This is a genomic window from Cellulosimicrobium sp. AB352 (assembly GCF_049538415.1).
In the GTDB taxonomy this organism is placed as follows: Bacteria; Actinomycetota; Actinomycetes; order Actinomycetales; family Cellulomonadaceae; genus Cellulosimicrobium; species Cellulosimicrobium funkei.
In genome coordinates, this window is the sequence record NZ_JBMVFX010000005.1 from 102,460 (window position 1) to 126,626 (window position 24,167).

The 24,167-nt window shown below is 70.7% G+C and carries 19 protein-coding genes and 1 riboswitch; of the genes, 9 read left to right on the forward strand and 10 right to left on the reverse strand.

Annotated elements, in window-relative coordinates:
- Positions 1-16: 16 nt before the first annotated feature.
- From ACPCUX_RS05340 to ACPCUX_RS05350, 3 genes are read left to right on the forward strand one after another with little or no spacing between them, the layout of a single operon-like run.
- Entirely contained in the window at positions 17-745 is a 729-nt protein-coding gene (locus ACPCUX_RS05340; RefSeq protein WP_423388292.1) for a hypothetical protein, read from the forward strand.
- Positions 742-2,946, forward strand: a complete 2,205-nt coding sequence (locus ACPCUX_RS05345; protein ID WP_423388293.1) for a glycosyltransferase — start codon at positions 742-744, stop codon at positions 2,944-2,946. The genes ACPCUX_RS05340 and ACPCUX_RS05345 overlap by 4 nt, the downstream gene beginning before the upstream one ends.
- Positions 2,943-5,591: a heparinase II/III domain-containing protein gene (locus tag ACPCUX_RS05350; protein WP_423388294.1), complete on the forward strand. Its 2,649-nt coding sequence runs from the start codon at positions 2,943-2,945 to the stop codon at positions 5,589-5,591. Before ACPCUX_RS05345 ends, ACPCUX_RS05350 begins: the two co-directional genes overlap by 4 nt.
- 281 nt (positions 5,592-5,872) lie before the next feature.
- Here ACPCUX_RS05350 and ACPCUX_RS05355 read toward each other — a convergent pair whose 3' ends face one another.
- The 8 genes from ACPCUX_RS05355 to ACPCUX_RS05390 form a co-directional block, all read right to left on the reverse strand.
- The gene (locus tag ACPCUX_RS05355) at positions 5,873-7,618 is read right to left on the reverse strand and encodes a hypothetical protein (protein WP_423388295.1); all 1,746 of its coding nucleotides are present in this window, start codon (positions 7,616-7,618) and stop codon (positions 5,873-5,875) included.
- Positions 7,619-7,734: 116 nt separating this feature from the next.
- Positions 7,735-9,087, reverse strand: coding sequence for a DUF6270 domain-containing protein (locus ACPCUX_RS05360; RefSeq protein ID WP_423388296.1), 1,353 nt, complete (start codon positions 9,085-9,087; stop codon positions 7,735-7,737).
- A complete protein-coding gene (gene wecB / locus ACPCUX_RS05365) occupies positions 9,084-10,232 on the reverse strand; it encodes a non-hydrolyzing UDP-N-acetylglucosamine 2-epimerase (protein WP_423388297.1) in 1,149 nt (382 codons plus the stop codon). The genes ACPCUX_RS05360 and wecB overlap by 4 nt, the downstream gene beginning before the upstream one ends.
- Positions 10,229-11,164, reverse strand: a complete 936-nt coding sequence (locus ACPCUX_RS05370; protein WP_423388298.1) for an ABC transporter ATP-binding protein — start codon at positions 11,162-11,164, stop codon at positions 10,229-10,231. Before ACPCUX_RS05370 ends, wecB begins: the two co-directional genes overlap by 4 nt.
- Positions 11,151-12,077, reverse strand: a complete 927-nt coding sequence (locus ACPCUX_RS05375) for an ABC transporter permease (protein ID WP_423388299.1) — start codon at positions 12,075-12,077, stop codon at positions 11,151-11,153. Before ACPCUX_RS05375 ends, ACPCUX_RS05370 begins: the two co-directional genes overlap by 14 nt.
- A gap of 9 nt (positions 12,078-12,086) precedes the next feature.
- On the reverse strand, positions 12,087-13,082 hold the full coding sequence (locus tag ACPCUX_RS05380) for an LCP family protein (RefSeq protein ID WP_423388300.1): 996 nt from the start codon (positions 13,080-13,082) through the stop codon (positions 12,087-12,089).
- A complete protein-coding gene (locus ACPCUX_RS05385) occupies positions 13,079-14,827 on the reverse strand; it encodes a glycosyltransferase (protein WP_423388301.1) in 1,749 nt (582 codons plus the stop codon). The genes ACPCUX_RS05380 and ACPCUX_RS05385 overlap by 4 nt, the downstream gene beginning before the upstream one ends.
- Positions 14,824-16,023: a glycosyltransferase family 4 protein gene (locus ACPCUX_RS05390; protein ID WP_423388302.1), complete on the reverse strand. Its 1,200-nt coding sequence runs from the start codon at positions 16,021-16,023 to the stop codon at positions 14,824-14,826. Before ACPCUX_RS05390 ends, ACPCUX_RS05385 begins: the two co-directional genes overlap by 4 nt.
- Positions 16,024-16,359: 336 nt before the next feature.
- On the opposite strand from ACPCUX_RS05390, the gene ACPCUX_RS05395 reads away from it, so the two are divergent.
- Both ACPCUX_RS05395 and ACPCUX_RS05400 read left to right on the forward strand, forming a co-directional pair.
- Positions 16,360-17,439: an LCP family protein gene (locus ACPCUX_RS05395; RefSeq protein ID WP_244985603.1), complete on the forward strand. Its 1,080-nt coding sequence runs from the start codon at positions 16,360-16,362 to the stop codon at positions 17,437-17,439.
- A gap of 10 nt (positions 17,440-17,449) precedes the next feature.
- On the forward strand, positions 17,450-18,193 hold the full coding sequence (locus tag ACPCUX_RS05400; protein WP_423388303.1) for a DUF6270 domain-containing protein: 744 nt from the start codon (positions 17,450-17,452) through the stop codon (positions 18,191-18,193).
- A 71-nt stretch (positions 18,194-18,264) separates the two neighbouring features.
- Here ACPCUX_RS05400 and ACPCUX_RS05405 read toward each other — a convergent pair whose 3' ends face one another.
- Positions 18,265-18,729 carry a hypothetical protein gene (locus tag ACPCUX_RS05405; RefSeq protein ID WP_255434489.1) on the reverse strand — a complete coding sequence of 155 codons (465 nt, stop codon included), beginning with the start codon at positions 18,727-18,729 and terminating at the stop codon, positions 18,265-18,267.
- Between the two features lie 107 nt (positions 18,730-18,836).
- Between ACPCUX_RS05405 and ACPCUX_RS05410 the strand changes: the two genes are divergently transcribed.
- Positions 18,837-19,295: a MarR family winged helix-turn-helix transcriptional regulator gene (locus tag ACPCUX_RS05410; RefSeq protein WP_021483075.1), complete on the forward strand. Its 459-nt coding sequence runs from the start codon at positions 18,837-18,839 to the stop codon at positions 19,293-19,295.
- Entirely contained in the window at positions 19,292-20,638 is a 1,347-nt protein-coding gene (locus ACPCUX_RS05415) for an MFS transporter (RefSeq protein WP_034651240.1), read from the forward strand. Before ACPCUX_RS05410 ends, ACPCUX_RS05415 begins: the two co-directional genes overlap by 4 nt.
- Positions 20,639-20,731: 93 nt before the next feature.
- Here the strand turns inward: ACPCUX_RS05415 and serC are convergent, their stop codons facing one another.
- On the reverse strand, positions 20,732-21,874 hold the full coding sequence (gene serC, locus ACPCUX_RS05420) for a phosphoserine transaminase (RefSeq protein WP_249356029.1): 1,143 nt from the start codon (positions 21,872-21,874) through the stop codon (positions 20,732-20,734).
- A 246-nt stretch (positions 21,875-22,120) separates the two neighbouring features.
- On the opposite strand from serC, the gene ACPCUX_RS05425 reads away from it, so the two are divergent.
- Positions 22,121-22,831, forward strand: a complete 711-nt coding sequence (locus ACPCUX_RS05425) for a metal-dependent transcriptional regulator (protein WP_021482469.1) — start codon at positions 22,121-22,123, stop codon at positions 22,829-22,831.
- Between the two features lie 166 nt (positions 22,832-22,997).
- A riboswitch (cyclic di-AMP (ydaO/yuaA leader) is annotated at positions 22,998-23,158 on the forward strand.
- Between the two features lies 1 nt (position 23,159).
- Positions 23,160-23,984 carry a C40 family peptidase gene (locus tag ACPCUX_RS05430; RefSeq protein WP_423388304.1) on the forward strand — a complete coding sequence of 275 codons (825 nt, stop codon included), beginning with the start codon at positions 23,160-23,162 and terminating at the stop codon, positions 23,982-23,984.
- Positions 23,985-24,167 lie beyond the last annotated feature (183 nt).

Consider the following 24,167-nt stretch of genomic DNA (forward strand, 5'->3'; position numbering starts at 1 on the left):
TCTGGACCGTTCGTGCGTGTCGCCGAATCTCCGTGTCGTCGTCGGCGCGCCCCGTGCCGACGGGGTGGTGATCTGCGACGAGTGGCACGCTCAGCGACTGGGCCTGGGGTCGCTAGGAGACAGTGTGGCGCTCATCGATGCGGTAGATCGGTACGACCCTCAGGCGGACGTCCCGGTCTCGATCCTCACCACGGTGCCTGAACAGCTGCTGGGCCTCATCGACGGCTCGGTCTCGGCGATCGGGACGACGACGATCACCGTCGTTACCGACGCTCCGTCGTTCCAGGCACTTCTCGAGGTTGTTCTCCACGACTCTCGCGTGATGCTCGACCTGGTGTGGTGGGGAGAAGAGGGCCTGCACGGGATGCGCCTCCGGCGACCCTCGTCGGAAGGGCTCCCGGCTTCCGTCTTCATGGAAGGGATGGCTCTGGGTGCGCGGCTCGGCGGCGGGCGGGGCGGAGACGGTGGGAACCGCCGAGACCCTGACGAGCAGGCCGTGCTGCGCGAGAAGGTGTTGTCCCTCCTCGACCTGCTCGAGGAGTTGTACGGCGGCATCCGCGCCGTGACGGCGTCGCAGGACAGCGCGAGTTCTGGACTGGCCCGGACGCAGGCAGAGCTCGACGCGACGCGTCGCGAGCTTCAGGTGGTTCAGCGTCGGCACGAGGCGTTGGCCAGCTCACATCTCGGCAGGCTCACACGAACGTACTGGCGCGCACGAAAGAAGCTCGGGCGAGGAGCACGATGAAGACCGTTGAGCCCGAGAACTACGCCGACTTTGCGCGATCGCTGCTCGAGGACCCGGAGGCGCTGGCCGAGGAACGCGCCAGGCTCTCGCAACCCGTCGCCCCACCGTCGCGCCCTGGCCGGTTCGGTGTCACTGTCGTCGTGCCGACGTTCGGCGGCCACGACCGGATCATCGCCTGCCTGGACGCTCTCGCCCTCCAGTCCCTCGCACGTGAGCTCTTCGAGGTCATCGTCATCGCCAACGGCCCGGACGACGGGACGACGAAGGCGATCGATGCCGCGCGAAGCGCCACACTCCGTCACGTGGACGTGCGCGTCGTCCGGACGGATCGACCGGGCGCCGGGCGTGCGCGCAACATCGGCCTGCTCGCGGCGAAGTACGACTACATCACCTTCGTGGACGATGACGACCGGGTCACGCCGCACTTCCTGGAGGCGCTGCTCGACCAGGCGACTCCGAGGACGATCGCGCTCGCCCAGCTCCGCTCTGTCGACGCGGAAGGTCAGCCTGTGGAGCAGAGCGCCCTCGAGGCCCGGATCGATGCCTTACCTGCCGAGGTGCCGACCGCGCTGAACCAGTTCCCATGGGTCCTCGGCTTCAACGCCTGCAAGCTCGTGCACCGGGATCTCCTGCGCGATGCGCGCTATCAGACCCACCTGCGCAGCGGCGAGGACGTCGCATTCTTCGCCCACCTCTTGCAGCATGCTGACGTCAAGGTCGCTCGTGCTGCCGAGTCGCCGGGAGCGACCTATCTGCGAACGGTCAGGCCAGGTTCCGTATCACGGAGGGTGGGGAGCTTCGACTTCGACGTCGTCCAGCGGCTGGCGGTCATCGCCGAGCTCGAGAAGCTCTCCCTCACCGACAAGGCTGCCGTACAGGCGCGGAGCCAGCTCGTCCGCGCGCAGGCGGGTTTTGTCTCGCGGTATCTGGAGCAGATGCCGGACCGGCTGTCGGATGTCAAGGCGGCCGTGCACGAATCCGGGGTGAGCTCTTTTCCGTGGGGCATGCTGCAACGGGGCCCGGCGCGCGAGCTGGTGATCTGCTACTGCTTCGCGCCGTACATGGACACCAGCGCCGTGGTCGCGACCAAGATCGTGGCGGACCGTGCGCGGATGGTCGACGTCATCTCGAACGACATGGCAAAGGTGCGCTCCGCAGACCCACGGCTCTGGGGGATCGCAGCCGAGTGGGTCGACGAGTTCCACGAGCTTTCTGTTCCCGTGGCATTCAACGACTGGCGGCGGATCGCCCAGTTCGGGACCGAAGCCCTGGCCGAGGCCGAGAAGATGCATGCGAGACGTGGTGGCTACGAATCGCTCTACTCGCGTGCACTGTGGGTCGGCTCCCATGTCGCTGCCCTGCTCTTCAAGTCGAGACACTGGCCCGTTCGATGGTCGGCAGAGTTCTCCGACCCGCTGCGGACCGGGGTCGACGGAAGCCCGCGCGCAGGCGAGATCGTGCCGGACGACGTCAGTGCCACGCTACTGAGCGCCATCGAGCGGCGTGGCTACTCCACCAGCGGTGTCAGCACGCTGTTCGATCTCGTGGAGTTCGCGACCTACGCGGTCGCCGACGAACTGATCTTCACGAACGTGAATCAGCGCGACACGATGCTGGACGCGGTCCCCGACCGAAAGCTGCGAGCGGCAGCGCACGCGAAGTCGACCGTCCGTCCACACCCGGCTCCTCCGCCGCACGCATACAAGCTCGCGACGTCTTCGGTGGAGCTGCCCTCCGACAAGACGAACATCGGGTACTTCGGAGCCTTCTATCCCAACAGGGGCATCGACGAGGTTTTCGTGGGACTCGCCAATCTAGGCGGCGACCTGCGCAGGAAGGTCAGGGTGCACGTCTTCAGCAACGCGAAGGACGCTGTGACGGAGCGGGTGGCCGAGCTCGGCCTGACGTCGAACGTCCACTCGAGGAACTACGTCCCGTATGCCGAGTTCCTGGACCTGTCCCGACAGTTCGATGCTCTGGTGGTCAGCGACGTGCAGACAGAGAACGGGAGTCGCAACGTCTTCCTTCCCTCGAAGATCTCGGACTACCGCGGTGCGGGTGTCCCCGTGTGGGCGCTCGTCGAGGCAGGCTCGGCTCTCGACGGCCAGCAGGTGGCCTACAAGAGCGAGCTCGGTAACAGCGCGAGTGCGGCCCGGGTTCTTCGGCGCATCGTGCTCGAAGCGCAGGGCACGCGCTCGTGACGACGTCGCAGTGGGCGCAGGTGGCGCCCGAGCCGGCGGACCTGGGCACCACGCGGCCGGTGCCCAGGCTTGATGCGTGGCTTCTGCGAACAGCCGCGTCAGGTATGGACGCCGCGTACGACGAGGAGCTGGACGGACCCGCCAGCGCCTGCTCCTTGGCGCAACTCCTCGGGTACGTCGTCTCAACGCCGAGCCTGCCAGCCGACGTGAAGAGTGTTCTCCAGCCTCGTCTGGCCTCAGCGCTGGGCGACGCGGTCGGCACCGACGGGCACTTCGCCCTGCCGTACAACCGGGCTCCGCAAGAGGTGGAGTGGTGGGACCTGGCCGAGGTAGGCGCCGCTGCGCCTGCCTTGCTGCTGGCAGCAAGGTCAGGGATCGAGGTCGCTCGAGGCGCGCTCCTCCGGGGAGCTGACTTCGTCCGCGCCAAGGAACGTGGCGATGTCCCGGGGTCGTTCATGAAGAACGCCGACGCGCTCGAGCAGGACATCCTCAACGCCGACGCGTACGCGGCACTTGCCCTCGCGTGTGCGGCGGAGGTGTCGCCGACGTCAGATCGGCGTGAGCCGATCGAGGCTGCTGTGGAACGTCTCATCCAGCAGTTCGGGATCGCCTCTGCCGGTTGGTGGCCCTACAGCGTCGGACTCGGCTCGACATCGGACGCCGTGGGCACGAGCCTGGCCTACCAGGCGACCATCGTCGGGTGCGGACTCCTCCTCCTGCCTCACGTCGACGACACGAGACGAGACCGTCTCGCCGGTGTGCTCCTTGCGGCCTCTGAACAGGTCGCGACCGCGTTCAGCGCCGACTTCGACGAGCGCCTCGAGACCCCGTCGTGGTCGCGCGACTGGGTGCGGATACCTGAGATCGCGTGGGCTCTTCCCCGTAGGCACCCAGAGAGCGGGATCGACGCGGCCCTCGACCACCTCGAAGGGATCGACCCGGTCGGAGATCCTGGCGAGACGTCGAAGCGCCCCGACAGAACACCGGTGACGACGACATATCGACGGTTCGCGAACCTTGCGGGTTCCGCAGTACTGCTCGGTCTGACAGCGCACGCTGCGGCGACCGTTCGGGGAACCCAGGGGCTCGCGCTGCGTCCCCTCGGAGTCGACTTCCTCGAGCGGCACGGCGATCCCACCCTTCGTGCAGCACCGGGACGTTGGGTGATCGACAGTTCTCGCGGTGAGGTGACGCTGCCCAACCGTGTCACGGTGGAGCTCCCCGCGAATGCTGAGGGCTGGAGACGAACCGACCGTGAGCAGGCGCAGAGCTCGCTGCTGTGGTTGCACTCCCTCGGGTTCTTGCCGTCGATGATCGAGCGCGACGGTGCCGCGGAAGAGGCCGTCGCACTGCTGAGCTCGTACTGGGCGTTCATGACGAGTGCAGTGTCGAAGGACGTCCGCGATTTCATGACCTCGTACGACCACTGCGTCGCAGTCCGGCTCCGAACCTCGTGCATGGTTGCGGTGATGCTGGAGCGCGCGGGCCGAGGCGTACCACCGGAGCTTCTGCGACTCGTTCGGACCGATCTGGAGTGGGCCCGTCAGCCCGGGCACGTCAAGAACAACAATCACGGGATGATGCTGTGCGCTGCGGTGCTGCATGCGGGTGTCGTCTTCCCAGGATTCGTTGACGAGGAACAGAGCGGCTTGGCCGAGGACGACCTGGCCCGAATCATCCTGGGTGCGTTCGACGACCAGGGCGTATGTCTCGAGAACACGCCTTCTTATCACGCGTTCTACCTGCGGTTCATGCGCGACCTGCTGCCGTTCGCCGCAGAGTACTACCCCGCCGGGTCACTACATTCTTTGCTGGCCCCGCTCATGACCAAGGCCAGCGAGGTGATCGAGCTGCTGGTGTGGCAGGACGGGACGCTGCCGCCCATCGGCGACTCCGGGGCGGAGAAGAGCTCGGTGCGTTCTCGTGACGGGGTGCTCTTCGCGCCGGACGCGGGGATCTTCGTGAAGAAAGAGGACGAGGTATACCTCTCGATTCGTGGAGGCTACTCGAGCATCGTGCACAAGCACTGCGACGATACTGCCCTCACCCTGAGGGTCGCGGGAAGCGAGCTGCTCCTGGACGGCGGCATGTACAACTATGACTGGAAGGACGAGAGGACTGCCGTAGTAAAGTCGCAGCGCGGGCATTCCGGCGTCTTCTTCGAGCGTTTCGACCGATTCTATCCGGCTACTCTCTACCGTCCTGGGGCGGAACGCGTCCGCAGCACGATGGAGCGACTCGAGGGTGGCGCTGAGGAGGATCGGATCAAGTGCTCCGTCGAGATCGACGGATCTCATGTGGTCGAACGTGTCGTCGCCGTCAAGGAAGGCCAGCTCAGCGTCGTCGACACGTTCCGTGCGCCGAACGGTGAGCGGGCCCTGCAGAGGTTTCTCGTACCACTCGGCGCATCGCTGGAGATCTCGGCCGGACGCATCCGCGTGGAGACGGCTGATGGTCGGGCATGGATGGAGATCGGCTACGACCCGGCACGCGCTGCACGAGAATTCTGCGGTGCGCGCGATCCTCTTCGAGGTTGGGTGTCTCGAGCGTGGAACCAGATCGAGCAGTGCCGCACGCTCGAGATCCTTCCTCGCGAGGGTGAGACGGTGATGGCCGTCGAGATCCGGTTCGGGACCATGGAGTAGCCGCCCGACCCGCCAGGACGTGGCGGGGCGGCGACGCCCGCTCAGCGGCCGCGCCTGCGGCTCGGACGGGATCTGCCCCGAGCCGCGGGTCCGCTGGGTGGTCCGCACATCGCGCGAGGGCATCGCCATGGATCCCGTCCGCAGCGTCTTTCTCCCGGCGGTGACCGATCCTCCCCGTGGATCTACCGCCGCCTGGTGCTGACGAGAGCGACTCGGGCGGTTCGCCGTGGGTGTCTTGAGCCGCCCGGCGGTCGAAGTTGCGTGGAGACCCACGCCCTCCGTCAGAGAAGGCTGAAGTCGGCGAACGCCCTGAGCTTTGAAGCGAACGACGAGCGGTTTCGAGGGCTGTATGCCCTCGCCCACTCGATAGAGGACTCGAGTTCTTCGTCCACGACGAACGAGAATGGTGACGCCGGGTCGGAGATGATGCCGACGGCCGCCGTGATCTCGGAATCGAGCACACTCTCGAAGTCCAACGGCTCCACGTTCGGATGGCGAGGACGCAGGAATCCACGCCGGTCGGCGACGTCCTTGGCCAGGTGGACTGCCGGTGCGAGATCTAGCACGGTCGTGTCGTAGCGCGATCGTCGATGGAATCGTGATGAGCGGATCGCTGGATCCTCGGGCTTGTCGAACGGCAGGTAGGCCAACTCCTCGTCGAGTTCCTTGATCACGTCGAAGAGCACCCGCCCGGACGCCCGCTCGCGGGCAGGGAGAGCCCGAGAGGCCGCCAGCAGGGCGGGAGATGTCGCGACGTTGAGCGTGCTCATCGACTCGGCAGAGGTTTGACGGCTTCCGAAGTGGAAACGGTTGCGGAAGTTGAGGTAGTGAGCGTCTAGCTTGTGGCCCATCGTCTCGCCCGGAAGATCTCGGAAGGTCTCCACGAGGTCTCGGGAGTATCTGTCGAAGTGCCGTAGCCCTAGTGCCCCGGTCCGATGCCGAGAGAGCATCGCGTACACGTTCTCATCGTTCGCGCGCTCATCGGGGTCGACCGACGTGAAGAGCATCGGCCTCCAGTAGTCGCGGTAGAGCTCGCCGCCACCGCCGAGCATTCGTATCGTCCGTGATGTGCCGAGCGAGGTCACGGTGCGGAGATCCGTCGGGACGATCCAGTGGTATGCCCCGAAGACCTGACTCCTTCTGCGCTGGAGCTGTTGGTCGACGCTGTGCTCGGCATACCCGGCCGCCCGCGGTCGCTCCGAGTAGGTGCCGCCGTAGTGCGAGACCAGGCCCGTTCCGATCTCGAGATCCGCTCGGAGCCCTTCCGTGGCAGGGTTGGCGATCGTGTTGAACACGACTTCCCGCTGCTTCCCCGCAGCGACGAGCGCGCCGAAGACCACCCGGCTGTCCCGGCCTCCGGTGATGTCGGCGAACACCGGGAGCCCGGAGTCAACGACCGCCACGACGTTGTCGACGACTTCCTGGGCCCCGCGTTCGATCAGCGCCCAGTAGTCCTCCGGCTCGCAGGTGACGAACTCATCGCTCGAATCCGTTCGAGTAACGCTCAGCGCAGCGCGAGACACGGCGACCCGGGCGCCCGCAGGCAGCAGGGAGACTCCTTGGACAGGCGTCTTGAAGGTGTTGAAGCTGAACGAGAAGCCGCCGTCGTTGTATGTCGACGACAATGCGTTGTCCGCGTCGACACGCCGTGCCACCATGGCCGCGAGATGCAGCCGGTTCGTGACCAGGGACTCGGAGTAGTAGACCGTGTTCATCCCGAAGAGATCGGGCTGGACGACGGCGCCGCTCTCGGACAGCTCGACGACGGTGTAGTTCCCTGCACCGAGGCGTGCGGGGAAGACGCCGAGGCGCCTCGGACCCAGCAGGAGCTGACCGTCCAGGACCCCGACCCCGAGGAGGAACCGGTCGCCGAGCCGGCTGTTCCAGAGGTAGGCGGTGAACCCGTCGCGCACGGCCGCTGTGGCACCGAGTGACAGCATCCGCTCCCGGATCTCCGGGGAATCGCTGCGCGTGATCAGGAAGTCGGACTGAGGGTCGTAGTGCGGAACGAACGGCAGTCCCGTCATGCGGATTCTCCTTGGTTCGTCCGAAGGCGTGCCGAGAGCGCTCGCCGTCGTCGGACCGGGTCGTCGATCGATGGATTCGTCTGAGCCGAGACGCACCAGGCCCGGCAATGACGAGCTCAGGTGGGCTCGTCCCCGTCTGCAAGCTCGGTACCCTGCGTTTCTGCCGAGAAGAGCGACATGAACGTGGCGTCGTCCGTCCGCCGCAGAGGGAGATACTTGGCGCGATACCGGAGGGCGTTCGAAGCATCGACTCTGCCGATCTCCCGTGCCGGAGCACCCGCGACGATGGACCCCGCTGCGACGTCACGCGTCACGACGGAGTTCGGCGCCACGATGGCGAACGCGCCGACCCGAACCCCTCCGAGAACTCGGGCTCCCGCCGAGAGGACGGCGTACCTGCCGATCGACGGGACGGTGCTTCTGCGTCCGAGGCGCTCGTCCCACCGCGTGGGATGGCCGTTGCCTCCCAGGGTCACCTGGGAGGCGATGGTCACGCCGTCCTCGATCTCGCAGTCCTTGTGGAGCACGACTCCCATACCCCCGTACCCGAACAGCACATCCTTGCCCAGTCGGAGTTCCGCGGGCACCTGGGAGTTGTGAATGAGCTTGTTGAGCTGCACACAATGCTCCGCCCGCTCCAGGTCCCCGGCCAAGAAGTACCGGTGCGCGGACTGCCAGATGCGATAGGCGCTCGGCAGCTTCTCGGCTTTGATCGGCAAGGCGTCGACCCAAGGATCGACCAGTGAGTCCCATCCGTGAGGCCGCGGGCCGGGCGCTGCCGAAAGAGCCTCGACCTGGCGGGCGAGATGGGCATAGACGGCCGGTGCATAGCTCGTCGGTCCGTCACCTCGTGGGTGCTGCGAGGACGACCGGACGACGACCTCCGGAACGGTGATCACCGCGAGATCGAGGGCGCGAAGATGCTCGTGGTACCGACTCAGGTGCGTGTTGACCGCCTCGATGTCGAGGCTTTCGGGTGCGAGCGTGGGATGGCCGTCTTCCCGTCGGCGCGCGAGTCCCACGGCGAGGACGCGAACTCGAGAGAGTACTCCGAGAGCCCGGAGGTCGCGGACGAAGGACTCCGCCGCCGTCCGCCACGCGACGAAATGGTCTTCCGCACCGAAACGGAGGACCGTCCCGTCCGCGCCGCCGGCATCCGGAGGGATCTCGTTCAGCGTCGTGGTGGATCCGGCGCTTCTGGCCACCCCCCAGATCTCGTCGTGGAGATCCCACAGGAGGATGGAGAGGTCGGAAGCGTGCTCGGCGATGGTAGGCATGAGGCTTGAGCGCCTGTCGCCGAGGACGTGGTCGGCGAGCGGTTCGGCGCCGTCGTCGATGCTGGGGATCGGAGGGCTGTACGCGCTCACAAGAGACTGACGCTCCACGTGGGCGATCACCCGAGCGTCTGCCGACGAGAGGTGGCGTGCTGTCTCGAGCGCTGTGCTGCTCCCATAGGCGAAGACGTTCACCGGTCGCGCCCCGTGTCGCCTGCCTGCGGGCACGGGCGGAGAGTGGTGAGCGCCCTGAGCGTCGATGCCGCCGCTGCACCAGTGCCGAAGGGATTGCTCGCGGTGGACATGGCACGGTACGCGCGGTCGTCGGTCAGCAACCTGCTGACCTCGGTCACGCAGCGATCCTCGTCGGTCCCGATGAGCTTCACGGTGCCGGCCTCCACCGCTTCAGGGCGCTCGGTGTTCTCCCGCATGACCAGTACCGGCTTGCCGAGGCTCGGGGCTTCCTCCTGGACGCCGCCCGAGTCGGAGAGGATGACGGTGCTGAGCGCCATTAGGCGCGCGAACTCGCCGTAGGGGAGGGGCTCGGTGACGGTCACGTTCCCGATGCCTTCGAGCTGGGGGAGGACGGCCTCCCGCACGACGGGGTTGCGGTGCGCCGGGAGGACGATCTCCACGTCGGGGAACGACCGTGCGATGCGTGCCAGCGCTCGCCCTACGCCTTCCATCGCGCCACCCCAGTTCTCGCGGCGGTGGGTGGTCACGAGGAGGACGCGCCGCCCCGACGCGGCGAGGTCTTCGAGGCGCGGGTCGGTGAAGGGGATCTCCTTGCCGACCGTGGCGAGCAGCGCGTCGATGACGGTGTTGCCGGTGACGACGATCGTGGAGCCGTCCACTCCCTCGGCGAGAAGGTTCGCCCGGCTGGTCTCGGTGGGGGCGAGGTGAAGGGCGGCGAGCTGGGTCGTGATCTTCCGGTTCGCCTCCTCGGGGAACGGAGAGTGGATGTTCCCGGAGCGCAGGCCTGCCTCCAGGTGCACGACGGGGACCTGCCGGTAGAACGCGGCGAGGGCGGCGGCCGTCGAGGTCGAGGTGTCGCCCTGGACGACGACGGCGGTGGGGTTCTCCTTCTCGAGGATCGGGTCGAGGCCCTCGATCACCCGCGCGAAGATCTGCGCCAGCGTCTGCCCGTGGCTCATGATGTCGAGGTCGTGGTCGGGGACGATGTCGAAGAGCTCGTTCACCTGGTCGAGCATCTCGCGGTGCTGGCCGGTCACGACGGTCACCGACTCGAAGTCGGGGCTCTCCTCGAGCGCCTTGATGACGGGCGCGACCTTGATCGCCTCCGGTCGGGTGCCGTAGACGGTCATGATGCGAGCGGTCATGCTTCTCTCTTCTCTGCTGCGGCCGCATCTCGGCCGTGTCCCCGGACGTGCCGGGCGCGGTAGTTGCGCCCAGGGGACTCCTCCACCTGCACGTGCGTCTCGGTCTTCTCCGCGAGGGCGTCCTCGATGATCTTCTTCGCCTCGTCGGGCTTCTCCTTGGCGATCGCCCAGGCCCACTTGCGGTAGCGCAGCGCGACGTCCTCGGCCGGGCCGTCGAGCACGAGACGGCCGTAGTTGAGCCAGATCGCGCGCGTGCACGTCTCCTCGATGGTCTTCGCCGCGTGGCTCACGAGGAACACTGTTCCGGCGTTCTCCCGCAGCCTGTTCATGCGGGCCTCGCTGCGTTCCTTGAACGCGGCGTCGCCGGTGGCGAGGGCTTCGTCGATGAGCATGATGTGCGGGTTCGCGGCGGTCGCGATGGCGAACCGCAGCCGTGCCCCCATGCCGGACGAGTACGTCTTCATCGGCAGGTAGATCGACTTGCCGAGTCCGGCGAGCTCGACGACGTCGGGGATCGCCTTCTCCGTCTGCTCCGGGGTGAGCCCCATGGCGAGGCAGCCGAGCCGGACGTTCTGCTCTCCCGAGAGGTCAGGGACGAGCGCGGCATTGACCCCGATGAGGACCGGCGTGCTCTCGGCGAGCACCCGCCCGCGGGCGGGTCGCTCGAGCCCGGCGATGATCCGCAGGAGCGTGCTCTTGCCGGAGCCGTTCTGGCCGACGAGGCCGATCTGCTCGCCCGAGCGCGCGACGAACGAGATCCCGGAGAGCGCCCGCACGAGCACCATGGGCTGCTGACCGAGCACGGTCTTCGCGGCCCGGACGAGCCGGTTCGAGCGCCGACGCTCGGCCGCGTCCGTCGACGGGACGCGGTAGCGCACGTGCACGTCCTGGACGGCGACCGTCGCGGACGCGAAGGGGTCAGGCTCGGCCATACGACTCCTCCCCCTGGTAGAAGAAGAGGAAGCCCACGACGAGCGTCCCGACCGCCCAGGCGCCCAGCCCGAGCCACGACGACAGCGCCGGCGTCACGCCGTACAGCAGACAGTCCCGGGACATGCTCAGGACCATGAACATCGGGTTCGCCTCCATGAGGGCGAGAGCCGTCGGGTGGTCGATGAACTGGTCGTACGAGAAGAAGACGCCCGACCCGTAGAGCCAGAGCCGCATGGCGAAGCTGATGAGTTGGTTGAGGTCCGGCACCACGGTGACGCAGCGTGCGAGGAACAACGCTAGGCCGGTCGTGAACAGCACCTGGAGCGCGAGCACTCCCGGGACGAGTGCCACGCGCCAGGTGAACACCTCTGCGGGCGGAAGGACGGCGAGGATCACGACCATCGCGGCGAGGACGGGGATCATGTCGAGCATCCCGCGCAAGATCACCGAGATGGGCAGGGACGCCCGGGGGAAGGCGAACGCGCGGATGAGGTTCCGCCCGCCCCTGATCGAGTTCGCCCCGGCGGTGACTGCCTTCGTCGTGAACGAGAAGAGGAACACGCCGACGATGAGGTAGCCGAGGAAGTTGTCGATCCCCCGCGAGGACTGCAGCAGCAGGCCGAAGATGAGGAAGTAGGTCAGCCCGTCGAGCACGGGCCTGAGCACGAGCCACACGGTGCCGAGCAGGTTCTCGCGCGTCCCGCTCGTCACCTTCGCGCGGGCCTCGGCCCACAGGAAGTGCCGACGGTTCCACAGCTGCCCGAGGTACACCCCGAGCGGCGGACGTGCCCCGACGCGGGTGAGCCGACCCGCGGAGACGACCTCCGTCGTCGACGGCGGGCCTGCGAACAGCATCGAGTACAGGTCCCCGCGAGGGGACCTGCTCTCGGTGGTGCTCGTCTCTCCGGTCATCGCGGCATCCTAGGATCCCGTCGGCGCGTACGCCGTGCCGTACGTCGCGACGTAGGCGTCGAGCGTGTCCGTGCGCACCGCGTCACCGAGCGCGGCGGTCTGCTCCGCGTCCACGAGGTTGACCGACGCGCCGCCCCTCTCGCCGAACCCGGTGATCGGCACCATGAGCCCGACGACGTCCTCGCGCTCGAGCTCGGCCGCGAGCGGGACGAGCGCGAGCGCGTCGTCCACGTCGAGGTCGCCGGTGATCTTGACGTTGCGCACGAGCATCGGCACGAGCTCGGCGAGCACCTCCGGCTCGTCCGCCCGCTCGGCGATGCGGTCGAGCATCCCGACGACCGCGGCGCGCTGGCGCTCGGTGCGGTCGAGGTCGCCGAGGGGAAGCCGCTTGCGCTCGCGCACGTAGATGAGACCGTCCGTGCCGGACAGCGTGATGCGCCCCTCGGGGAAGTCGACGACGCGTCCCGTGCTCTGCACGGTCACCGTGCTCGCGTGCTGGTTGTCCACCTCGAACCCGTCGAGGGCGCGCGTGAGGGCGATGAACCCCGCGAAGTTCGACTGGACGACGTAGTCGATCTCCGCGCCGCCGAGCAGGCCGGACACCGTCTGGACGAGCGTGTCCGTCCCGCCGCGCGAGAACGCCGCGTTGATCTTGCCCTCGCCGAGCCCCGGGATGTCGACCCACATGTCCCGTGTGAAGGACACGAGGTACAGGTTCTGCCGGTCGGCGGGCACGTGGATCAGCAGGATCGTGTCGGCGTTGCCCGTGAGGTCGGCCGGGTCTCGTGAGTCCGTGCCGACGAGGAGCGCGTTCACCGGCCCCTCGGGCAGCGGGTCCGCCGGTCCTGTCGGCGTGGGCGTCGGGCTGGGAGCCGCGGAGCGCGTCGGCGCGGGGGACGCGCTCGTCGCCGACGGCGCTGGCTCCGGCGCTGCCGTCGTGCAGCCGGCGAGCAGTGCCGTCGCGACGAGGGCACCGAGGGGACGACGTAGCAGAGCGGAGCTCATCGGGTTCCTCCTGCCAGTGCTCGGGCGTACACCTCGCGGTACCGGGCCGTGTTCGCGGCCCACGTCCTGGTGGCCGCGAGCTCGCGACCGCGCGTCAGCATGCCACGACGCGCGTCGTCGTCGCCCAGCACGTCCGCCACGGCGGTGGTCCACGCGGCGACGTCGCCCGCGGGCACGAGGCGTCCCGCGGCCCCGACGGCCTCGCGCAGCGCGGGCAGGTCGCTCGCGACCACCGGCCGGCCCACGGCCATCGCCTCGACCGGCTTGAGCGGGGTGACGAGGCGCGTCACGCGGTCGTCGCGGCGCGGGACGAGGACGACGTCGAGCGCCGCGAGGTACGTCGTGGCGAGGGCGCGCGGCACGCGCCCCGGCAGGATCGCGTGCTCGCCGAGCCCCAGCTCGTCGGCGAGGCGGAGGAGGCCGGGGCGGGCGACGCCGTCGCCCACCACGAGCGCGGTCGCGTCGACGCCGTCCGCCCGGAGCGCGGCGACCGTGCGCAGGACCGTGTCGAGGCCCTCGTAGTCGACGACGCTGCTCACCGTGCCGACCACGGGCCCGCTCGCCGGGATGCCGAGGCGCTCGCGGGCGGCGTCGGGCGTGGGGTGCGCCGCGTCCAGGAGCGACGTCGGCACGGCGTTGGGGACCACCGTGACGCGGGAGCCCGGCACGCCGCGGCCGACGAGCTCGGCCCGCATGGTCTCGCTGAGCGTCACCACGTGGTCCGCGGCGAGCGCGAGCTCGGTCTCCTTCGCCCGGACGAGGGCGTAACGGCCCGAGGCCTCGGCGGCGCGCCGCGCCTCGGGCGTGCGGTGCGACGCGGCCCAGGTCTCCTCGGGCAGGCCGCGCACCTCGTACACCCACGGCACACCGAGGCGTCGGGCGGCCGCGCGCGCCGTCGCGCCGGTCGTGTGCGGGGTGGTGGCGTGCACGACGTCGGGCGCGAACCTCCGCGCCGCACGCACCAGCAGGTCGACCTCGACCTCGGCGCGCCGCGCCGGGTCGCCGCGCAGCACCCACGGCAGCAGCCGCTCGTACCGCACGCCGTCCACGACGTCCGCGGCGCGTGCGCCGAGCACGCCGATCGTCACCGGGTAAGCGCCGCGCGTCGTCGCCGCCACCGCCAGCCCGTCCTCGTGCTGCGCGCGGAGTATCGCGTGGCTGCGCAACGTGTACCCGCTCTGCGTGTGGGGGAGCGAGTTCGTCAGGTGGTGGAGCACCCGCGGCTGCCCGACGTCGCCCCGCACCGCGCGCTGCGAGGTCCCGGTGGCCGGGGGGTCGGGCCGGAGCGCGTCGACCTGGGCGCGGATCGCGCGGAGGGTCCGGCGCTCGCCGCGGCCCGACACGGTCGCGCGATCGAGCGCGTCCACGTCGCCCGCCTGCCAGAGCGCGCGCAGTCGGGCGGGGCCGGGGTGGGGGACGCCGTCGAGCAGCTCGGGGTGGCCGACCGCGACGGCGACCTCGGCGGCCACGCGGCGCGCGAGCCGCGACCCTGGCGCGCGGAGCACCGCGGCGACGGTGCGGGCCGCGTCGTCGGGGGAGCCGTCGAGGAAGAGGCCGAGCGCACGGCGCGCGGACGGGTCGCGCGCCACGAGGAGCAGGCGGACGACGCCGCTCCGGACCGGGGCGGGCGCGCGCCGTGCGGCCTGGATCCCGAGCCACACCGGGTCGTCGACGACGGCGCGCGCCCCGAAGGACAGCGCGAGGACGAGGGCGCGGACGGCGTCGCGCGGTGCCGCCGCCCTCATCGACGCAGCCCGTCGAGCAGCTCGACGTAGCGGGCGGCGAGCGCGTCGTCGTCCGCGTTGAGCGCGACCCACTCCTGGGCGGCGGGACCGATCTCCGGGACCGAGCCCGCGGCCACGAAGCCGGCCCAGAGCGCGGCCAGCGCCTCGACGTCCCCGGGCGGGACGACGTCGCCCGCCTCGAGCGAGAGCACGAGCTCCGCGGCCTCGCCCGCGAGGCACGCCGTGACGTGCCGACGCGTCGCCATCGTCTCGTAGAGCTTCGAGGGCACCGTCCACTGGAACGGCTCCCAGTCGCGCAGCGACACGAGCACGGTGTCGGCCCACGCGTACAGCGCGGGGACGTCCGTGTGCGGCACACGACCGAGGAACGTCACCGGTGCGCGGAGCGTCGAGGCGAGGGCCTTGAGGTGGGGGATGTCGGCCCCCGCGCCGGCGAGGTGCACCTCGAGCGGCACGCCCCGCGCGGCGAGCGCGGCGGCGGCCTCCACGACGACCTCGAGACCCTGCGACCGGCCGATCGTCCCCACGTAGACGGCGCGCAGCGGCCGGTCCGGGCCCAGGGGGTGGGCGTCGTCGTCGGGCAGGGCGTCGACCTCGTCGTCCACCTTGTCGGCGAGGCGGTCGGTGAACGCGGTGCCGTTGCGCACGACCCCGACGTTCGGGGCGCCCCGGCTCTCGACGACCCCGGCGAACGTCTCCGTCGTCGTCACGACGAGGTCGCTGCGGGTCTGCAGCCGGACGATCGCGCGGTGCGCGAGCGCGACCACCGCGGACCGCGCCCGACGGCCGGAGCCGTCGGCGACGACGCCGGCCGGGCGGATGAGGTCGGGCCACGCGTCGCGCATCTCGACGACGAAGCGGGCGCGGAAGAGCCGGGCCAGGGCCCACGCGGCGAACATGCTGGGGATGCCGGGCACGGTGCCGACGACGACGGTCGGGCGGTGCGCCCGAGCGCGCAGGTGCCGCCACCCGAGGACGACCGAGTGGGCAGCGGCGACGACGTGGTCGGCCGTGCGGGAGACGAGCGAGGACGAGTGCTCGCGGTAGCGCACGCGCAGGATCCGCTCGCCGTGGCGGCCGCGCTGGACGAGCCCGGGGCGCAGGTGCGCGTGCTCGGGGTCGAGCACGCCGGCCGGGTAGTGCGGGGGCGGAGCGAGGACGGTCACGCGGAAGCCCGCGCCGACCAGGCGGGGCACGAGTGCACCCCAGCGGCGCTGCGGCGCGCCCGTCTCGGGCTCGTAGTGGTGGGTGACCAGGAGGAGGTGGTCGTGCCGGTCCCGGCGCCGCGGTCGGGGCGCCGGTCGACGGCGCGCGCGAGCGTGCCGTGCCGCACTCGTAGACATGTCGCCCCCTGCGATCGACGGCTCTCCGGGGCGCGCCCTCCGCCGGTGCCTTCCTGGAACTGAGCGGTACGAGAGTACCGCTCTGGAACGTGGTGAAGTCGTGAGACGGCCGAGCACCGAGGGTGAAGAGGCCGGCGCAGGCGCTCGAAACAGCCGTCGAAGCAGGTCGCGCGCCGTAGGATGCCTGCCGTGGCCGACACCCTGTTCCCGGACCCCTCGCCCGAGCCGCGTGCCGACCGGCGGCACGCGCGCCGTCGTCGTGGAGGCCGGACGGCGCTCGTCGTGCTCGTGTCGCTCCTCGCCGTGCTCGTCCTGGCCGGCGTCGGGGGCGCCTGGTGGTTCCAGCGCCAGCTCGACGGCAACATCGAGAAGCTCGCCGACCCGTTCGAGGGCCTGGAGAACCGCCCCGACCCGGCGCCGAGCGACCCGGCGGTCGCGACGGAGGCCGTGAACTTCCTGGTGCTCGGCTCCGACAGCCGCATCTCGGCCGGGGACCCCTCCCAGTGGGAGGCGGGCGCGCAGCGCACGGACGCGATCATGCTCGTGCACCTTCCGGCCGACCGGCAGACGGCGCAGGTCGTCTCCATCCCGCGCGACGCGTGGGTCCCGATCCCCGGGCACGGGGAGGCGAAGATCAACGCCGCCTTCTCCTACGGTGGCCCGCCCCTCATGATCCAGACGGTCGAGGACCTCACCGGAGTGCGGATCGACCACTTCGCCGTGACCGACTTCGAGTCCTTCACGACCCTCACCGACGCGCTGGGCGGCGTGCAGATCCGCATCCCGGAGGACATCGGCGACGGCAAGAAGGTGTTCTTCGAGGCGGGCGTGCACCAGATGACGGGCGAGGAGGCCCTCACCTACACGCGTCAGCGCCACGGCCTGGCGAACGGCGACTTCGGCCGCGTGCAGCGCCAGCAGAACTGGATGCGCGCGATGCTCGGCAAGATCAACAACAACCGCAACGACGTCGCGATGATGACGCGCTTCTTCACCGCGGTGAGCGAGTCGGTGGCGACCGACGACGGCCTGACCATCGACGAGATGCGGAACCTCTACATGAGCGCTCGCGGCCTGAGCACGAACGACGTCACGTTCATGACGGCGCCCAACTCCGGGACCGGCCGCAGCGCCGACGGGCAGTCGATCGTCGTGCTCGACCGTGCCCGGTTCGACCCGCTCATGGCGTCGATCGCGAACGACTCCGTCGGGGACTACCTCGTCCAGAACGCCGAGGCGCTCGAGGTCCTGCCGCCCACGGTCAAGTGATCGGGCGCCGGTGACCGACCGCTCCAGCAGCCCGCAGCGCAGCGTCCTCGTCCACGGGAGCTGCGTCACCCGCGACGCGTTCGCGCTGCCGGAGGAGACGCGGTTCCGCCTCGCCGACTACTACGCACGCAGCTCGCTGGCGTCCGCGTTCGCGTCCGAGGGGCTCTCCGGGGTCGACGTCGCCCGCGTCGAGTCCCCGTTCCAGCGCCGCATGGTCGAACGGGACCTGGGGAAGGACTTCGCGGCGCGGCTCGGGACGACGGACGCGGACGTCGTCGTGCTGGACCTCGTCGACGAGCAGTACGACCTCGTGGTCGGGTCGGACGGCGGGGTGGCGACGCGCTCCATGGAGTTCCTGCGGGCCGGCGGCGACGGCGTGCCGTCGCGTCGCGTCGCGTCGGGGTCGCCGGAGTTCCTCGTCCGGTGGGAGGCCGGCTGGGCTGCGCTCGTGGCCACGGCACGCCGGCAGGGCCGACTGGGCCGCGTCGTCGTGCACGAGGCGTACTGGGCGCGGGGCGACGCGGCGGGCGGGGCGTTCGACCAGCAGCGCGTCGAGGCGGCGAACCGCACGCTCACCTATCTCTACGCGCGCATGCGCAAGGACCTGCCCGAGGCGCGCTTCCTCCGGGTCCCGGACCGGCTCGTGGTCGGCGACCCGGCCCACCGGTGGGGACCGTCGCCGGTCCACTACGTCGAGGACTACTACCGCGCCTTCCTCGACCTCCTCGACGAGGCGACGCGCGCCGCCGTCTGACGCAGGTCCCGGCAGGCCGCGGGGCCGCCGAGGGGACGCGGCCCCGCGGAGCCGGGCTCTCGCGGGAAGGGTCAGGCGACGCCGTCGAGGACGACGACGCCGTCCTTGAACGCCACGCCGCTCACCCGCGCGCCCGGGGTGCGTGCCTGGAGGAGACGCTGGACGTCGAGCGCGACGCGCGCGTCCGGGAGCACCCGCACGGACCCGGCGGGGAGGCCCTTCGCCGCGACGACGGACTCGATCCGGCTCGCCGCGAGACCGAGGAGCTTGTGCGCGGGCAGGCCGCCGGCGCTCGCGTCGACGGAGATCGTCGCGACGCCGTCCTGCACGTCGACCACGCGCAGCGTGGCGCGGACCGTGGGGGCGAGGCGCGTCGCGAGCCGGAGCGGTGCGGGCAGGCGCTTCACCTGGCGCGGGTCGGCGACGACGTCGAGCGCGTCCCCGCGTCCCGACACGGACGTGACGAACGAGGGGAGCTTGCGGCCCATGAGGCCGAGCAGGTGGAGCGTCTCGGCGAGGGTCAGTTCCTGGTGCACGGCGCACACCATAGCGGACGTGCGGGACGTCTCGGACGCCTGGTCGTGACGGGCGTCTCCACCCGCAGGCCTTTTCTTACCCAAGGTAATGAGTTAGGGTAACTATCATGCCTGCTGCGGACCTCACTGCTCCTACCCGGAACCAGTACCGGCCCGCGACGCTCGGCGGCGACCTGCGGGTCGCGCTCACCCGGATCTCCCGGCGGCTGCGTGCCCAGCGCGGCGAGGCGGACCTCCCCGAGGGGCGGTTCGGCGTCCTCACCGTCCTGCACAAGCACGGCGCCATGTCGCCCAGCGAGCTCGCGGAGCACGAGCGCGTCCGGCCGCCGTCGATGACCCGCGCCGTCAACGCCCTCGTCGAGATGGGTCTCGTCGAGAAGGGGGAGCACGCGAGCGACCGCCGTCAGGTCGTCGTGCGCCTCACGGACGCCGGCGTGCGCGAGGTCAAGGAGACGCGGCGCCGCCGGGACGCGTGGCTCACGCAGCAGCTGTCCTCCCTCACCCCTGACGAAAGAGAGACCTTGGCCCGCGCCAGTGAGCTGTTGACCCGGATCGCCGCCCGATGAGCACCACGTTCTCCTCCCTCCAGTACTACAACTACCGCGTCTGGTTCGGCGCCGCGCTCGTCGCGAACGTCGGCACCTGGATGCAGCGCGTCGCGCAGGACTGGCTCGTCCTCAGCGACCTCACCGACAACTCCGGCGTCGCCGTCGGCGTCGTCACCGCGCTGCAGTTCGCGCCCGTGCTCGCCCTGTCCGCGTGGGCGGGCCTGCTCGCCGACCGGCTCCCGCGCCGTCGGCTCCTCATGGCCACCCAGGGCGCGATGGGGCTGCTCGCGCTCGGCCTCGGCGCGCTCGTGCTGTCCGGGAACGTCGAGCTGTGGCACGTCTACGTGTTCGCCGGCCTGCTCGGCGTCGTCTCGGCGTTCGACAACCCCGTCCGCCAGACGTTCGTCGCCGAGATGGTGCCCGCCGACAAGCTCTCCAACGCCGTCGGGCTCAACAGCGCGTCGTTCAACGCGGCGCGCCTCGTCGGGCCGGGCGTCGCGGGCCTGCTCATCGCGGCCGTCGGCTCCGGCTGGCTGTTCATCATCAACGGCGTGACGTTCGGGGCGACCATCCTCGCGCTGCTGTACATGCGCACGCGCGAGCTCCACGTGCTGCCGAGCGCGCCGCGCGAGAAGGGTCAGATCCGCGAGGGCGTCCGGTACGTGCGCGGACGGACGGACATCATCGTCATCATGGTCGTCGTCGGCGTCGTGTCGACGTTCGGGCTCAACTTCCAGCTCACGTCCGCGATGATGGCGAAGGTCGAGTTCGGCATGGGGCCGGGGGAGTACGGGATCCTCGGGTCCATCCTCGCGATCGGGTCGCTCACCGGGGCCCTGCTCGCCGCGCGCCGGGAGCGCCCGCGCGTCCGGCTCGTCATCGGGTCCGCGTTCGGGTTCGCCGTCGCCACGGGGGTCATGGCGCTCATGCCCACGTACGCGAGCTTCGCCGTCGCGTGCATCCCCGTGGGGCTCGCGTCGCTCACCATGATGACCGCGGCCAACTCGACCATCCAGATGTCCGTGGACCCCGTCATGCGCGGGCGCGTCATGTCGCTCTACATGATCGTGTTCCTCGGTGCGACGCCCGTCGGCTCCCCGCTCGTCGGCTGGATCGCCGAGGCGTGGGGCCCGCGCTGGGCGATCGGCGTCGGGTCGATCACCGCCGCGCTCGTCGCGGTGGGCGCCGCCGTCTGGGCCGTGCGCAACTGGCACCTCGAGGTCCGGTACCGCGTCCTCCAGCGCCCGCACCTCGTGGTGCGCTACCTCGACGCCGGGACCCCGACCGACCGTTCCGCCCGCGCCGAGGCGCGGCGCCGGATCGAGGCCGAGGACGCGCAGGAGGCCGCCCGGGCGGCCTGACGCCGCCCCTCCCGCCGAGCCACGAGGCCGGTGCCGCCCCGGTCTCGTGGGCGGCACCGGCCTCGTGCTGGGCGCGGACCTCGGTCACGCTCGTCAGCCGAGGTGGTCGACGACGTGGTCCACGCACGCGGTGAGGGCGCGGACGTCGTCGGGCTCGATCGCCGGGAACATGGCGACACGCAGCTGGTTGCGGCCGAGCTTGCGGTACGGGAAGACGTCGAGCACGCCGTTCTCGCGCAGCGCGGCGACGACTGCCGTCGCGTCGATCGCGTCGTCCAGGTCGATCGTGCCGACGACCGTCGACCGCTCCGCCGGGTTCGCGACGAAGGGCGTCGCCCACTCGCGCGAGTCCGCCCACCCGTAGAGGTGCGCGGCCGACTCGGCGGACCGGGCGGCGGCCCACTCCAGACCCCCGTTGCCCAGGAGCCACTCCACCTGCTCCGCGAGCATGACGAGCGTCGCGATCGCGGGCGTGTTGAGCGTCTGGTCCTGGCGCGAGTTCGCCGCCGCCGTGCGCAGCGACAGCGACTCCGGGACCCAGCGCGTGCCGCTGCTCTCGACCTCGTCCGCGCGCGCGAGCGCGTCGGGCGAGCACAGCGCGAGCCACAGGCCGCCGTCCGACCCGAAGACCTTCTGCGGTGCGAAGTAGTAGACGTCGGTCTCCGCGACGTCCACGGGGATCGCGCCCGCGCCGGACGTGGCGTCCACGAGCGTGAGCGCGCCGCGCTCGCGCGAGCCGGGGACGCGGCGCACGGGTGCCATCGCGCCGGTCGAGGTCTCGTTGTGCGGCCACGCGTGCACGTCGACGTCGTCGGCGGGCTCCGGGAGCGCGACGGTCCCCGCAGGGGCCGAGATCACCTGGGACGGCTCGAGGAACGGCGCGGCGGTGGTCGCGGCGGCGAACTTCGCGCCGAACTCGCCGAACGCCGCGTGCTGCGCCCTCGAGCGGACGAGGCACGCCGTCGCGACGTCCCAGAACGTCGTGGAGCCGCCGTTGCCCAGCACGACCTCGTAGCCGTCGGGCAGCGCGAACAGCGTGGCCAGGCCCTCGCGCGTGCGGCGCACGAGCGACCGGACCGGCGCCTGCCGGTGGGATGTCCCCAGCAGGGAGGTGCCGGCGTCGGACAGCGCCCGGACCTGCGCGGCGCGGACCTTGGACGGCCCGGACCCGAAGCGGCCGTCGGCCGGCAGGAGGTCCGAGGGGATCGTGATCGAGGTGTTCGCGAGATCGGGCACGGCGTCACCCTACGCGCGCGCGGCGCGCCCCGGGAGCCTCGTCCACAGGCCGTGCGTCACCGCACGGCCCGCGCCGGGGGCCCGCGGGGAGGCGCGGGCCGCGAGCACCACGGGTGGCCCCGGGCGGCACCCCGGTCGGGTCACGGGATCGCCATAGACTGACCCCCAGCGGCCCGCCGGTGCGGGCAGGCGCCCCGTGGAGCGACGACCGGGCGCCCCGAGCCGACGAGCGACTGGGAGCGTGACGTGACCGATCTGATCGATACCACCGAGATGTATCTGAAGACGATCTACGAGCTCGTGGAGGAGGGCATCGTCCCCCTGCGCGCGCGCATCGCGGAGCGCCTCGGCCACTCGGGGCCCACGGTGTCGCAGACGGTCGCGCGCATGGAGCGCGACGGGCTCGTCGTCGTCACGGGGGACCGCCACCTCGAGCTCACGCCCGCGGGCCACGAGAAGGCGACGCGCGTCATGCGCAAGCACCGGCTCGCCGAGCGGCTCCTGACGGACGTCATCAAGCTCGACTGGGAGTACGTGCACACCGAGGCGTGCCGCTGGGAGCACGTGATGAGCGAGCTCGTGGAGGAGCGGCTCCTCGGGCTGCTCGACCACCCGCACTTCGACCCGTACGGCAACCCCATCCCGGGCCTGCCGGAGCTCGGGGAGCAGCTCGAGGAGGTCGACTTCCTCGACGGCGTCGTGTCGCTCCCCGTCCACCTCGCCCAGCACGGTCTCGGCGGCGGCGAGGTGCGCGTCGTGCTCCAGCGGATCGCCGAGCCGGTCCAGGTCGACGTCGAGCTCCTCGCGCGGTTCGCCCAGGCCGGGGTGCTGCCGCGCCGCACGCTCGTGGTGCGCCCGGCGCCGGCCGGCGGGGTCACCGTGCAGGGAGAGGGTGCGCCGGTCGTCCTCGACCTGCCCGACGACGTCGCGCGCCACCTCTTCGTCGCCCGCGGATAGCCGCCCGTTCACCGGGGGAAACGCTGTGACCTGCGGCGATGCGTGGAGCCGCGTTCCGTCGTGATGGGAACGTGACTTTTGCCGAGGGGTCCTGTACGGTCGTCCTGCTCCGTCGGGATACCCATCTGGCGGAGACCTCGCGCGGAACGCCTAACCCTGTCACCGCGAGAGGCCCACGACGACCCGATGACAGGGACGGGGGACCCACTTCCGGGTGCTGGAGACAGCGCCCTTGGGGTGAAGCCCGACGGACTCCGGTCCGCCGGGCCGGGTGACTCTTCCACCCGAACCCGACAGCTGACCTCGCAGGCGTCCAGGAGAGGCAACAGTGACCGTGAGCACGACTCGCGCCCGCCACCGCGCGGCGCGGCGTCCCGTGACGCCACTCAGCACCATCGCCCAGGCCGCATCGGACCAGATGTCGAGCGTCGGTCGTCGTACCGCCGTCGTCGCCGCGTCCTCCGGCCTCATCGTCTCGATGATCGGCGCCGCCGCCCCCGCGACGGCCGCCCCGGTCGACAACGAGTCCGGCAAGCTCAACGCCGTCGACCTCAGCGCCCTCACCGCGCAGGCCCGCCAGGCCCTCGAGGCCGCCCCGGCCGTGACCGTCGCGGCCGACGCGGCGTTCACCATCGAGGAGGCCCCGGTCACCGTGACCCCGGCCCCCGAGCCGGAGCCGGAGCCGGAGCCCGAGCCCGAGCCCGTCCGCACCACGCAGACGAGCCGCACGCAGGAGCGCCAGTCCACGCAGTCGTCGTCGTCCGACGAGTCGCAGGCTCCGGCCCAGCAGGAGGCGTCCGTCGGCGCCCCCGCGTCGGCGCACGGCTCGTCGATCGTCTCGATCGCGGCCCGCTACGTGGGCGTCCCGTACGTCTACGGCGGTACCACCCCCGACGGCTTCGACTGCTCGGGCTTCACCAGCTACGTCTACGCGCAGGTCGGCATCAACCTGCCGCGCACGTCGGGCGCCCAGGGTTCGGTCGGCACCAAGGTGTCGCGCGACCAGGCGCAGCCGGGCGACCTCATCTGGACGCCGGGCCACATCGCCATCTACGCGGGCGACAACATGATGATCGACGCCCCGCGTCCCGGGAAGTCGGTCCAGTTCCGCCAGATCTGGCAGTCGAACCCCACCTTCATCCGCGTGGCCTGATCGCTCACCCGATCAGGACCCCCGCGGTCACTGGCTGGACGAACCCCGTCCGCTCGCACTCTGCGCGAGCGGGCGGGGTTCGTGGCATTCTTGACGTGTTCGTGACTCGTGGCAGACGGACGGCCGGGCCTGGTCTCGGCTAGGTTGGTCGTCCGATGGCACCGGGCCGTCGAGAGGAGAGTC